The organism is Pseudoduganella plicata, assembly GCF_004421005.1.
GTDB lineage: Bacteria > Pseudomonadota > Gammaproteobacteria > Burkholderiales > Burkholderiaceae_D > Rugamonas > Rugamonas plicata.
In genome coordinates, this window is sequence record NZ_CP038026.1 from 2,588,810 (window position 1) to 2,600,528 (window position 11,719).

The window sequence follows — 11,719 nt, forward strand, 5'->3', positions numbered from 1 at the left end:
GTGGGCAGTACCATCGCTACGCCGGCAGCCGATCCGCAACCCGTGCCGCCGGCCCCGCCGGACCCTGAAGACTGCTGCCGCAGCGGCTGCGCCGTCTGCGTATTCGATCTGTATAACGAAGCGCTGGAGCGCTACGAGGCCGCGCTGGCGGCGTGGCTGGCGCGGCATCCGGAGTAAAGCCGCGCTGGCGCGATGTGGGATTCTGCGCCACCTGAATACTCCGAGGAGTTCCAGGCGGTGGCGCAGTGGGCCCTGTCAGGCCAGCGCTTCCTTCGCCGCCTCTTCCGGCGTCAGGTCGGCGCAGTACTGGTCGGTGAACCAGTCGATCTGCTCTTCGATATGATCCTGCGCTTCCCGCACGGTGGCGCCACCGGCGACCAGAAAGCCTTCCACTTCGGTACACCACTGGATGAACGCCAGCGACTCTTCATCCAGCTCTTCTTTCTTGGCCATACGATTTCCCTTCCTGTTGCAAAGCAGCCGATTTTACCGTAGCCGGGACGGGGACCTGTCCCGGCCCTTCAGCCGTCCGCTTCAAAACGTCTCCCACTGATCCGCCTGCGGGTCCGCCCGCGCCGCCGAATTGCCCAGCGAAGGCCGCGGCGCAGGCTTCGGTCCCGGGTGCACGACCCTTGGCGCCGATGTAGCCACCACGGCACCGGCGTGCCGGTTCGGGGGCGCCGGCTGGGCAGCTGCCATCATGCTCGCATCCACCCGGAACACGCTGACAATCTGCGCCAGCTGCGCGGCCTGCTGCTGCATCGCTTCGGCGGCCGCCGCCGACTGCTCTACCAGCGCGGCGTTCTGCTGCGTGGTCTGGTCCATCTGCACGACTGCACGGTTGACCTGCTCGATGCCGGCACTTTGCTCGCTGCTGGCCACCGTGATCTCGCTCATGATGTCCGTCACGCGGGTGATGCCGGCCACGATCTCCTGCATCGTGCTGCCGGCCTCGTTGACGAGACGCGAGCCTGTTTCCACCTTGTCGACAGAATCGTTGATCAGCCCCTTGATATCCTTGGCTGCCGCCGCCGAGCGCTGCGCCAGGTTGCGCACCTCGCTGGCGACAACGGCAAAGCCCCGCCCCTGCTCGCCCGCGCGCGCGGCCTCGACAGCGGCGTTCAGCGCCAGGATGTTGGTCTGGAACGCGATACCGTCAATGACGGAAATGATGTCGACGATCTTGCGGGACGCGTCGTTGATCGACGCCATCGTGCCCACCACTTCGCCCACGACGGCGCCGCCGCGCACCGCGATGCCGGACGCCGACTGCGCCATCTGGTTGGCCTGGCGCGCGTTGTCCGCGTTCTGGCGCACGGTGGACGTCAGCTCTTCCATCGACGATGCTGTCTCTTCGAGTGCACTGGCCTGCTGCTCGGTGCGGGCCGACAGATCCTGGTTGCCGGCCGCGATCTGGCGGGAGGCCGTGGCGATCGTCTCGGTGCCGGCGCGCACCTGGGCGACGAGCGACTGCAACTTGCCCGTCATGTCGCGCAGCGCCTCCATCAACTCGCCTGTTTCATCGCGCGAGCGCACGCCGATATCGCGCGTCAGGTCGCCCGACGCGACGGCCCGCGCCGCCTCCAACGCCTCACTCAGCGGGCGCGCGATCATGCGCGCCACCCACAACGCCAGCGTACTGCCCACGATCAGTGCCAGCAGCAGCAAGCCGATCGACAATGCCCGGGCTTCCCGATATTGCGCTTCCGCCGCCGCGCTGGCGCGCTCGCCGCCTTCCACGTTCATCTTGACGAGCTTTTCCAGCGCCGCGTTGGCGTCGCCCAGCACCCTGGCCGACGCGCCCGCCGCCGCGGCGCGTGCCTCCGCCTTCAGGTTCTGGCGCGACAGCCCGACCACCTTGTCGTGCTCCACCAGGAACAGCTGCCAGTTGCGGCTGAAGTCGTCGTAGATGGCCCGCTCTTCCGGGCTGGAGATCAGCTTCTCGTACGCCGCCGCAGTGATGCGCTGGCCCTCCAGCGTTTTCGCCATGCGTTCCTCGTACGTGGCCAGCGACTTCGGCACGTCCGTCAGCATGTGGGCCAGCTGCCAGCGGCGCAGTTCGCCCACGTCCGTGCGCAGCTGCATCACGGCGCGCACGCTGGGCATCCAGTTGGTGGCAAGGTTCGTGGACGCATCGTTAAGCCTGGACATCGAGCCGATGCTGGCGATGCCCATGATCAGCATCAGCAACTGCACGGCGCCGAAGGTGGCGATCAGCTTCGGCGCGATCCGCAGGTTGTGGAACCATTTCATGGCGTCTCCTTGATGACGCGGATGGCATCCGGACCCGGGACATGTGCCCCGCTGCCGGTCCGTCCGCTGCGTCGATGATCGATGGCCGGGCGCACATGCGGCGCTGCGTGTTCACAGCATGCCATCGAAGACAAAATAGCGGAGCCACCGTGCGATTGGTTCCTGTCGGTAAGCGGCAAGTGCCCGGAGAGGTCGCCTGGCGTGGCTCCACAGGCACACAAATTACGCACGGAATACATTCTATTTTAGAAATTTTAGTGTCAATTCTTGCAATTTCTTACGGCTGGGTTTACCATTTGATCCAGGCTAAACAATCGCCATCACATCATTCTGCCCGCGATCCCGGCGCAAACCTCAACGAGAAAAATACAATGACTTTTGCTGCAATCTTCAAAACCGCACTGCTGAGCGCGGCCCTGCTGGGCGCCGGTTCGGCCAACGCCACCTTCAAGACCGGCAGCATCGGCGGCGCGAGCGTGGATGACGTTACGCTGGCCGGCGACAATGCCGACAAGCTGGTGTATTCGAGCCTGAATCCGATGAGCAAGGGCTCGCTTGCCTTCAGCCTGGCGTTCTGGAACACCGGTTCGCTGTTCTGGAACAAGCTGGAGACTGTGGACGGCAAATATGTTACCGACTACAGCTCGCGCTTCGATTTCACGTTCGGCAAGGACAAGACCGGCAAGTCCGGCACCTGGTCCATCACCAACGTCAGCACGAAGTACGATGCGACGCTGGACCTGACGCTGGCCATCCACGCTTCCAACGCCAGCACCGCATTCCTGTTCGATGAAACGACGATCGGTGCCGGCGAGACGCTGAACGGCACCTGGGACATCGAATGGCTGAACAAGGGCGGCCAGGTGCCCGGCTTCTCGAACGCCGTACTGTTCGGCCGCGACCTGTGCCTGACGACAGCCATCCCGGCCGTGCCGGAACCGGCAACGCTGCCGATGCTGGCCGGCGGCCTGGCACTGGTTGCCCTGGCAGCCCGCCGCAAGTCGAAAAAATAAAAACCAAGGCAAGTAACAAGAACGAAGAATAAAGCAGCATTACCCTTCGAGCCCGCAGCGCAAGCTGCGGGCTTTTTCTTTGGTGCGCCGCCTTGTCGCGCTTTTGTTGGCGGCTATGTGAACAAGCGCACTGCCGGGTCCGGTACTTGGACGCTATGGTGAGGCTTCATATCCGGGAGCCGCCGGAGTGGGTTCGTGCATCGGGCCTTCCGGTCTCCTTTGAACACGACAAAAAAGGACATCGCCATGCAAGCTCCCGAGCGTCACCCGCTGACGATCACCGTCAACGGCCGCGAGCACACACTGGAACTGGAAGCCTGGGTCACCCTGCTCGACCTGCTGCGCGAGCGGCTGGGGCTGACCGGCACGAAGAAGGGCTGCGACCAAGGCCAGTGTGGTGCCTGCACCGTGCTGGTGGACGGCCGCCGCATCAATTCCTGCCTGACCCTGGCCGTGATGCAGGTCGGCCGCAGCGTCACCACCATCGAAGGCCTGGCCGACGGCGATAAGCTGCACCCGCTGCAGCAGGCGTTCGTCGAGCACGACGCCTTCCAGTGCGGCTACTGCACGCCGGGCCAGATCTGTTCGGCCGTGGGCCTGATCAACGAAGGCCAGGCCAAATGTTCGGCCGAGGTGCGCGAGCTGATGAGCGGGAACGTCTGCCGCTGCGGCGCCTATCCGCAGATCCTGCGCGCTGTCAGCCAGGTCGCGGGCATCGCGCCGGACAGCGAGAACGCGGAACACGCCGTGGTGACCGGGACGGTGCCGGCATGAACCCGTTCGCCTATTCCCGCCCCGCGGACATCGACGCCGCGCTGACGCAGATTGCCGCCAACGGCACCGGCGACGCAGCGCTGGCTTCCTCCGCCGGCCCCGCGCCTGGCCCTGATCTTGCGCCCGCCGTGAATCCCGCCACGCCGCTGGCGGCCAACCAGTACGAAGTGCGCTTCGTTGCAGGCGGCACCAACCTGCTCGACCTGATGAAGGAAGGCGTGATGGTGGCGCCGAAGCTCCTCGACATCAACCGCCTGCCGTACGACGCCATCGAGGAGACGCCGGATGGCGGCTTGCTGCTGGGCGCCCTGGCCCGCAACGCGGATACGGCGTACCACCCGCTGGTCAAGGAACGCTATCCGCTGCTGGCCGATGCGATCCTGGCCGGCGCGTCGCCGCAGCTGCGCAATATGGCCAGCAACGGCGGCAACCTGCTGCAGCGTACCCGCTGCTACTACTTCTACGACGTGGCCACGCCCTGCAACAAGCGCACGCCGGGCGCCGGCTGCTCCGCCATCGGCGGCGTCACGCGCCAGCATGCGATCCTCGGCACGTCCGAGCACTGCATCGCCACGCATCCTTCCGACATGTGCGTGGCGCTGGCCGCGCTGGAAGCAGTCGTGCACGTGCAGTCCGCGCGCGGCAAACGGCAGATTCCGTTTGCCGAGTTCCACCGCCTGCCGGGCGACCGTCCCGACATCGACACCACGCTGGCAGCCGATGAACTGATCACGCACATCGCGCTGCCGCCGGCACCGCAGTTCGCCGGTCACTCCGCCTACCTGAAGCTGCGCGAGCGGCTGTCGTATGCGTTCGCGCTGGCCTCCGTGGCGGCGGCGCTCGACATCGCCGACGACGGCACCATCCGCGCGGCCCGCATCGCCATCGGCGGTGTCGCCCACAAGCCGTGGCGCATCCCGCAGGTCGAAGAGATGCTGGAAGGGCAGCGCCCGTCCGACGAGGTATTCGGCCGCGTGGCCGAAGCGCTGCTGGCCGGCGCGGTGGGGCGCGGCTCCAACGACTTCAAGATTCCGCTGGCACGCAACGCGATCGTGCGCGCGTTGCACGTGGCCGCGCGCGGCACGGTAACGAACTGGAACGTCAGCATCGAAACGAACGAAGGAGATCTCCAATGACGGACCTGATCGAGGCATTGAAGGCACCGACGGCCGACCCGGGCACGGGCCAGGTGCGCACGGGTACGCCCGTATCGCGCGTGGACGGCCGCGCCAAGGTGACGGGACAGGCGAAATACGCGGCCGAAGTTCCCGCGCCGGATCTGGCGTACGGCGTCGTCGTCAGCTCGCCTGTCGCCAAGGGCCGCATCACGGCCATCCATACGGCCGATGCGCTCGCGGTGCCCGGCGTGGTGGAAGTGCTGACGCACCAGAACCGCCCCAAAGTACGCAGCTTCGACATCGCCTACAAGGACATGACGGCACCCGCGGGCGCGCCGTTCCGTCCCCTGTACGACGACAAGGTGTTCTACAGCGGCCAGCCGGTCGCGCTGGTGGTGGCCGAGACCTTCGAGGCGGCGCGCTACGCCGCCGCGCTGGTGCGCATCGACATCGAACAGGAGCCGCACGACACCAAGCTCTCCGCCAACGTCGACAAGGCGTACAAGCCGAAACCGCTGAAGGCCGGCTTCGAACCGCCGCCCGACGAAAAGGGCAATGCGGACAAGGCGTTCGCCGAGGCGCCCGTCAAGATCGACGCGGAGTTCTACAGCGGCGTGGAGCACCACAACCCGATGGAGCTGTTTGCCTCCACGGTCATCCGCGACGCGGACGGCCACCTGACGATCTACGACAAGACGCAAAGCTCGCAGAACAGCCGCTGGTACGTGTCGCACGTGTTCGGGCTGTCGAAGAGCAAGGTCACCGTGCGCAACCCGTACGTGGGCGGCGCGTTCGGCTCCGGCCTGCGCCCGCAGTACCAGCTGACGCTCGCCGTGATGGCGGCGCTTCACCTGAAGCGCTCGGTGCGCGTGCAGCTGACGCGCCAGCAGATGTTCAGCTTCGGGCATCGTCCCGAAACGCTGCAGCGCGTGAAGCTGGCGGCGGAGCGCGACGGCACGCTGCGCTCGATCTATCACCAGGCCATTGCCGAGACGTCGCCGATCGAGGATTACGTGGAGGTCGTCGTCAACTGGTCCGGCATGCTGTACGCATGCGACAACATCAAGTTCGACTACAAGCTGGTCAAACTGGACCAGTACACGCCGATCGACATGCGCGCGCCCGGCGCCGCGCACGGCGTGCATGCGCTGGAAGTGGCGATGGACGAGCTGTCGTACGCGCTGAACATGGACCCGCTGCAGCTGCGCCTGAAGAACTACGCGGAGCGCTCGCCCGTCGAGGACAAGCCCTACTCCAGCAAGGAGCTGCGCGCCTGCTACGAGCTGGGCGCGAAGCAGTTCGGCTGGGACAAGCGCCAGCTGGCACCGCGTTCGATGAAGGAAGGCACTGAGCTGGTCGGCTGGGGCATGGCGACGGGTGTCTGGGACGCGATGCAGATGTTCGCCCGCGCCAGCGCCGTCCTGCACGCGGATGGCAGGCTGGTGGTCTCGAGCGCCGCGACCGACATCGGCACGGGCACGTACACGGTCATGGCGATGATCGCCGCCGAGGCAATGGGCATGCCGCTGGAGGACGTCACGTTCCAGCTGGGCGACTCGACGCTGCCTGTGGCGCCGATCGAAGGCGGCTCGTCGCACGTGACGACGGTGGGGTCGGCTGTCGCCGGCGTCTGCGAAAAGCTGCAGAAGACGATCCTGAAGCACGCGCAGAAGCTGAAGGACTCGCCGTTCGCCAGCGCAAAGATGAAGGACGTGGAATTTGCCGGCGGCACGCTGCGCCTGAAGAAGCAGCCGGAGACAAGCCTGCCGCTGACGGCGATCCTGAACGACAGCGGCATGGTGCGGCTGGAGGAAAAGTACCTGATGCTGCCGAATATGCTCAAGCAGCGCAAGTTTCGCCGCCTGGTGCATTCGGCCGTCTTCGTGGAAGTGCGCGTGGATGAGGAGCTGGGCGTGGTACGCGTGACGCGTGTCGTGAACGCCGTCGCCGCGGGCCGCATCATGAACCTGAAAACAGCGACCAGCCAGGTCGTCGGCGGCATCGTCTGGGGCATCAGCCAGGCGCTGCACGAAGAGAGCTACACGGACCACCGGTTCGGCCGCTTCATGAACCACAATCTGTCGGAATACCACGTGCCCGTCAACGCGGACATCCATGCCATCGACGTCATCTTCGCGCAGGAGGACGACCGCATCGTCAGCCGGCTGGGTGCGAAGGGTGTGGGGGAAATCGGAATTGTCGGCGTGGCGGCGGCGATCAGCAACGCCATCTACCACGCAACGGGAAGGCGGCTGCGCAGCACGCCGATGACGCCGGACAAGGTGCTGGCGGGGTTCGACAGCGGGAAGCCTTGACGCTTTAGTGGCTTCAGGCGCCTGACGCTGTCAGGCGCCTGTTTCCGACCTTTATCTCGTCCGTATCAGATGTAGTAAATCAGCGCCGCAACACCAACGATCAAGGCGACCTTGGTGATCTTGTACACCGTCTTGTTCCATGCCTTGAAGCGGCGGCGGTATTTGCCGGCATAGAAGGAAACCCGGAACAGTTTGCTGACCAGGCCCACCTGGTCGCCCGTCTCGTTCGGCGAAGCGGCCGCCGTCATCATCGTCTTGCCAAGGAACCGGTTGATGGCCTGCGCCCAGCGGAAACGCATCGGCCGCTCGACGTCGCAGAACAGGATGATGCGGTCGCTCTCGCTGCCGTTGATCGCCCAGTGGATATACGTCTCGTCGAACATTACGCCCTGGCCGTCGCGCCAGCTGTGCTTGACGCCATCGACGTCGATAAAGCAGCGGTCGTCGTTCGGCGTGGCCAGGCCCAGGTGATAACGCAGCGAGCCGGCAAACGGATCGCGGTGGGGATTGAGTTTGCCGCCCGGCGGCAGCTCGGCGAACATCGCCGCCTTCACGGACGGGATGCCCTGCAACAGCGCATGCGTCTGCGGGCACAGCTGCGCCGCCGACGGGTGGCTGGCGTTATACCATTTCAGATAAAAGCGCTTCCAGCCGGCCTTGAAGAAGGAATTGAAGCCGGCATCGTCATTCTGCTCGGACGCCTTGATCTTCTGCAGGCGCAGCAGGTTCTCGGCCTCGGCGCGGATCACCTGCCAGTTCTGCTGCAGCGGCGCCAGTTCCGGAAAATCGCTGACAGGCAGGTAAGGCGTCGACGGCACGCGCGAAAACGCGTGCATGAAGATGTTAATTGGCGACATGAACGACGAGTGGTCGAACAGCTGGCGCCCGAACGGCAGCCGCACCCGCCCGCGGAAGTGAATGTGCAGGATGGAGAGGAAGTAAAAACCGATAATGGCCCATTTCATGGCGCGGAACCTCAGATGCTCGAAACCGGCCATTTTAGCGCAGGTTGCGGCAATTCCGCCGGCGGTGCCCCCACTGCCAACCGCCCTGGTCGGGAATAGCAAAACAGGTGCACCTGTGAGCATGCTTTAGTGGCAATATTGCAGTTGGCGCCTTGCCAATGCAGTGTTCACAGGACCGCCCATGAACTGTGTCGTCTGTCACCACACCGTCAGCCACGGATTGACCGGCTGGCATAGCCAGTGCCCCCACTGCCGCTACGAAGCGGCCACGCTGCGGGTATCGATCAACGTGCCGCAGGCGCATGCCTCGATCGACGAAGAAGCCAGGGAAGCGTCGCTCAAAGCACTGCGGCAAGCCAATTTCGCGGAAATCGTCGATCACGCCCGCACCTACGCGCCGCCCGGCGGCCGTCGCCTGCTGGACGTCGGCAGCGCCCACGGCTGGTTCCTCGAAGCCGCCGCCCCCGCATTCGACGCCATCGGCATCGAACCGGACGCCGAAGTGGGCAGCAAGGCCGCACAACGCGGCTTCCAGGTGCGCCAAGGCTATTTCCCGGACGCGCTGCGCTCGGACGAGACATTCGACGTGATCGTTTTCAACGACGTCATTGAACACATCCCCGACATCGGCAGCGCCCTGCGCGCCTGCCACGACCGCCTGAACCCGGGCGGCATCCTGATCCTGAACCTGCCCAACAGCCGCGGATTTTTCTATCGCCTGTCCAAGTTGCTGGTGCGCCTGCGCATTGCCGGCCCGTTTGAAAGGATGTGGCAAAAAAGCCTGCCCTCGCCGCATCTGCATTATTTCGACAACCAGAACCTTACGCGGCTCCTGGCTGGCCTCGGCTTCTCGCTGGTCTTCCAACGCGAACTACCGGCGCTGCGTGCGCAGGGTTTGAAGGAGCGGCTGGGTTATGTGGGCAATCCGAATCCGCTGGTCTTGTGGGGGCAGTATGTTGTGATTCGCTGTCTGATTCCGGTTCTGCGATTGTTTCCTAGCGATATTATTGTTGGGATTTATCGGCGCGAAGGGTGAGGCCGACTTGCACTGCCGCCGGTGGCTGGCTCACATTCGTTGTCATTGGTCGATCCGTCGGTGTGGTCGATCCGACGTATCGGTCACGGACAAGCCAAATATGATAGATATCTTAGATGCTGCGCTTCTTAGTTCCTGTCCCTCCCATGTGGCGTCACCGTGGCGGCTCGCATGCAATGGAACTGAGCAAGTCAGTCATGTCTTCGAATTCTTGAGCAATAAATCCAGTACGAAACCGTACGGGTCTCCACCGTTCATCCGGGCCTTGCTGATCAGTGCCGAAAGCTGCGGCGTTACTTCCACCGAAGTGCCGGTCTGGGCCAGAGAGAGTAACGTTTCTGCTGCAGCCATCACGACGTCGCGGTTCCGACTCGCCATCAACGACGTGAGAATTTCAAGGGCAGCCGAGTTGACTGTCCCATCAAGCATCTCGGCGCAGCGAATTTGCCAGGCCGTGCCTTTAGTTGCGCATACACCGCGAAGTTTGGCCCAATCCGTATCACTGAACCCGTCCATCAACTCCTCGGCATGCATGAACCCGAAGTCAGACCAACAGTCGCCTTCGCCCCAGTCGACGTCCAGATAGCTTACGTACCGATCGAGTTTGTCGCCATTCTCTGAATCGCCACGAGTTTTCTAGACACTCGCGAGCCGCTGGTGGACTTCCACCAGTTCGGTAGACAAATCCCAACCTCACATTGAGGCGCGTTCAAAGGCCTCAGGGCTGACATGCCCCAGATGGCTGTGGCGCCTGGTTCGATTGTAAAAGACTTCGATGTAGTCGAAGATGTCGGCACGGGCCAAATCTCGGGTTTTATAGATGCGTTTGCGAATCCGTTCCTTCTTCAAGCTGCTGAAGAACGATTCAGCTACCGCATTGTCCCAACAATTTCCTCGCCGGCTCATGCTTGGTTCCAGATTGTTGGCTTTGCAAAAGCGCCGCCAATCATCGCTGCCATACTGACTGCCTTGGTCTGAATGGACCATCACGGTTTGCTTCGGCTTGCGCCGCCAAACCGCCATCAGCAAAGCATCGATCGCCAGCTCGCGTGACAAGGTTGGCTTCATCGACCAGCCAACAACCTTGCGTGCAAAAAGATCGACCACCACTGCGAGATAAAGCCAGCCCTGCCATGTCCGGATATAGGTAATGTCGGTCACCCAAGCCTGATCCGGCGCGTCAACGGTAAATTCGCGGTTCAGCCGGTTCGGAGCGATGATCGAAGGCCTTCCAGCAATCCGCCTAGGAGCCTTGTACCCACGAACAGCCTTGATTTTGTTGGCCTGCATGAGCCGCGCCACTCGGTTGCGGCCGCAGGTCTCTCCGGCTTCGCGCAGATCGCCAAAAACGCGATTTGCTCCGTAGACTCCGCCGCTAGCCGAATAGGAATCTCGGATCACTTCAAGCAACCGTGCGTCTTCTCTGGCACGCTCCGACTCGGGCTGATGGAGCCACTGCTAAAAACCGGCCCTGGCTACTTTCAGAACGCGGCACATCAGCACGAGCGAGAACTCGTGCCGGTGTTCGTTCATGAACCGGTACTTTACTCGGGCTCCTTGGCAAAGTACCGTGCGGCTTTTTTTAACAGGTCTCGCTCCTCTTCCAGGCGCCGCATCTGGGAACGCAGCCGCAAGATCTCGCTTTTTGCTTCTACCAGCTCTGCACTTTGCTTCTCGTCCTTGCTCGGCATCGCTGACTTGACCCACTTGTACAGGCTATGGGCTGACACGCCCAACCGGGCGGCAACCTCCGGTACCGGGTAGCCCCGCTCGACCACCTGCCTCACGGCCTCTTCCTTAAATTGTGGCGTATAACGCTGTGTGCTCATTCATTTCTCCTATGCTCAAATCATAGGTCAGAAATGTCTACCAGAGTGGTGGAAGTCCACACCCTATTAAGCCGTTTATCCGTTTGATTTTCGCGCTACCCATATAGCCAATAGCTTTCCGCATACCAGCACCGTTCCTTGCTGCCGTCCGGCAGCCGGTCCGTCTGGCTCTCCAACCAGACGATATCGCCGGTAGGCGTGCGACCTGGTCGGCGCTTAACGCGATGTCGGGACGCAGTCCGAATTCGCGCGTAGTCCTAGTCGCTTAGCCAGTCTTCAGACCCGCGAGGATAGTCAAAGTCGAAATCACCCCATCTAGCCACGTGCTCATCCACAATGTCTTTGTCTAACGGAACTTCGCAGTAGACGCCAGATCCGCGTCTGATCTCAACTTGAAGTGCATCTATGACAATCTT

Annotated in this window: 10 protein-coding genes and 1 pseudogene; 6 read left to right on the plus strand and 5 right to left on the minus strand. The window is 63.2% G+C overall.

All coding sequences use genetic code 11. The features are described from left to right. On the plus strand, nt 1-177 hold the full coding sequence (locus E1742_RS11290) for an oxidoreductase-like domain-containing protein (protein ID WP_307721918.1): 177 nt from the start codon (nt 1-3) through the stop codon (nt 175-177). Nucleotides 178-255: 78 nt separating this feature from the next. Here E1742_RS11290 and E1742_RS11295 read toward each other — a convergent pair whose 3' ends face one another. Next, nucleotides 256-453: a hypothetical protein gene (locus E1742_RS11295; protein WP_134384964.1), complete on the minus strand. Its 198-nt coding sequence runs from the start codon at nt 451-453 to the stop codon at nt 256-258. A gap of 81 nt (nt 454-534) precedes the next feature. Next, on the minus strand, nt 535-2,253 hold the full coding sequence (locus tag E1742_RS11300) for a methyl-accepting chemotaxis protein (RefSeq protein ID WP_134384965.1): 1,719 nt from the start codon (nt 2,251-2,253) through the stop codon (nt 535-537). A gap of 371 nt (nt 2,254-2,624) precedes the next feature. Here E1742_RS11300 and E1742_RS11305 point away from each other — a divergent pair, with 371 nt between their 5' ends. The 4 genes from E1742_RS11305 to E1742_RS11320 all read left to right on the plus strand — a co-directional run bounded on the left by E1742_RS11305 (nt 2,625) and on the right by E1742_RS11320 (nt 7,473). Beyond that, nucleotides 2,625-3,266: a PEP-CTERM sorting domain-containing protein gene (locus tag E1742_RS11305; RefSeq protein WP_166793463.1), complete on the plus strand. Its 642-nt coding sequence runs from the start codon at nt 2,625-2,627 to the stop codon at nt 3,264-3,266. 246 nt (nt 3,267-3,512) lie between these two features. Beyond that, nucleotides 3,513-4,040 carry a (2Fe-2S)-binding protein gene (locus E1742_RS11310; protein ID WP_134384967.1) on the plus strand — a complete coding sequence of 176 codons (528 nt, stop codon included), beginning with the start codon at nt 3,513-3,515 and terminating at the stop codon, nt 4,038-4,040. Continuing rightward, nucleotides 4,037-5,176 (plus strand): FAD binding domain-containing protein, encoded by a 1,140-nt coding sequence (locus E1742_RS11315; RefSeq protein WP_134384968.1) that lies wholly within the window; start codon nt 4,037-4,039, stop codon nt 5,174-5,176. The genes E1742_RS11310 and E1742_RS11315 overlap by 4 nt, the downstream gene beginning before the upstream one ends. Beyond that, nucleotides 5,173-7,473: a xanthine dehydrogenase family protein molybdopterin-binding subunit gene (locus tag E1742_RS11320; protein ID WP_134384969.1), complete on the plus strand. Its 2,301-nt coding sequence runs from the start codon at nt 5,173-5,175 to the stop codon at nt 7,471-7,473. Before E1742_RS11315 ends, E1742_RS11320 begins: the two co-directional genes overlap by 4 nt. A gap of 65 nt (nt 7,474-7,538) precedes the next feature. Here the strand turns inward: E1742_RS11320 and lpxO are convergent, their stop codons facing one another. Further along, nucleotides 7,539-8,438, minus strand: coding sequence for a lipid A hydroxylase LpxO (gene lpxO / locus E1742_RS11325; protein ID WP_134384970.1), 900 nt, complete (start codon nt 8,436-8,438; stop codon nt 7,539-7,541). 181 nt (nt 8,439-8,619) lie between these two features. On the opposite strand from lpxO, the gene E1742_RS11330 reads away from it, so the two are divergent. After that, the gene (locus E1742_RS11330; protein ID WP_134384971.1) at nt 8,620-9,474 is read left to right on the plus strand and encodes a class I SAM-dependent methyltransferase; all 855 of its coding nucleotides are present in this window, start codon (nt 8,620-8,622) and stop codon (nt 9,472-9,474) included. Nucleotides 9,475-9,669: 195 nt separating this feature from the next. Here E1742_RS11330 and E1742_RS11335 read toward each other — a convergent pair whose 3' ends face one another. Both E1742_RS11335 and E1742_RS11340 read right to left on the minus strand, forming a co-directional pair. Next, the gene (locus E1742_RS11335) at nt 9,670-10,008 is read right to left on the minus strand and encodes a hypothetical protein (protein WP_134384972.1); all 339 of its coding nucleotides are present in this window, start codon (nt 10,006-10,008) and stop codon (nt 9,670-9,672) included. Between the two features lie 159 nt (nt 10,009-10,167). After that, a pseudogene (locus tag E1742_RS11340) lies at nt 10,168-11,303 on the minus strand (IS3 family transposase). Nucleotides 11,304-11,719 lie beyond the last annotated feature (416 nt).

Coding starts and splice junctions, on each gene's coding strand:
- E1742_RS11320 (WP_134384969.1), top strand. CDS start 5,173: ATGACGGACCTGATCGAGGCATTGAAGGCACCGACGGCCGACCCGGGC.
- E1742_RS11305 (WP_166793463.1), top strand. CDS start 2,625: ATGACTTTTGCTGCAATCTTCAAAACCGCACTGCTGAGCGCGGCCCTG.
- E1742_RS11300 (WP_134384965.1), bottom strand. CDS start 2,253: ATGAAATGGTTCCACAACCTGCGGATCGCGCCGAAGCTGATCGCCACC.
- E1742_RS11295 (WP_134384964.1), bottom strand. CDS start 453: ATGGCCAAGAAAGAAGAGCTGGATGAAGAGTCGCTGGCGTTCATCCAG.
- E1742_RS11330 (WP_134384971.1), top strand. CDS start 8,620: ATGAACTGTGTCGTCTGTCACCACACCGTCAGCCACGGATTGACCGGC.
- E1742_RS11315 (WP_134384968.1), top strand. CDS start 4,037: ATGAACCCGTTCGCCTATTCCCGCCCCGCGGACATCGACGCCGCGCTG.
- E1742_RS11310 (WP_134384967.1), top strand. CDS start 3,513: ATGCAAGCTCCCGAGCGTCACCCGCTGACGATCACCGTCAACGGCCGC.
- E1742_RS11335 (WP_134384972.1), bottom strand. CDS start 10,008: ATGCATGCCGAGGAGTTGATGGACGGGTTCAGTGATACGGATTGGGCC.
- lpxO (WP_134384970.1), bottom strand. CDS start 8,438: ATGAAATGGGCCATTATCGGTTTTTACTTCCTCTCCATCCTGCACATT.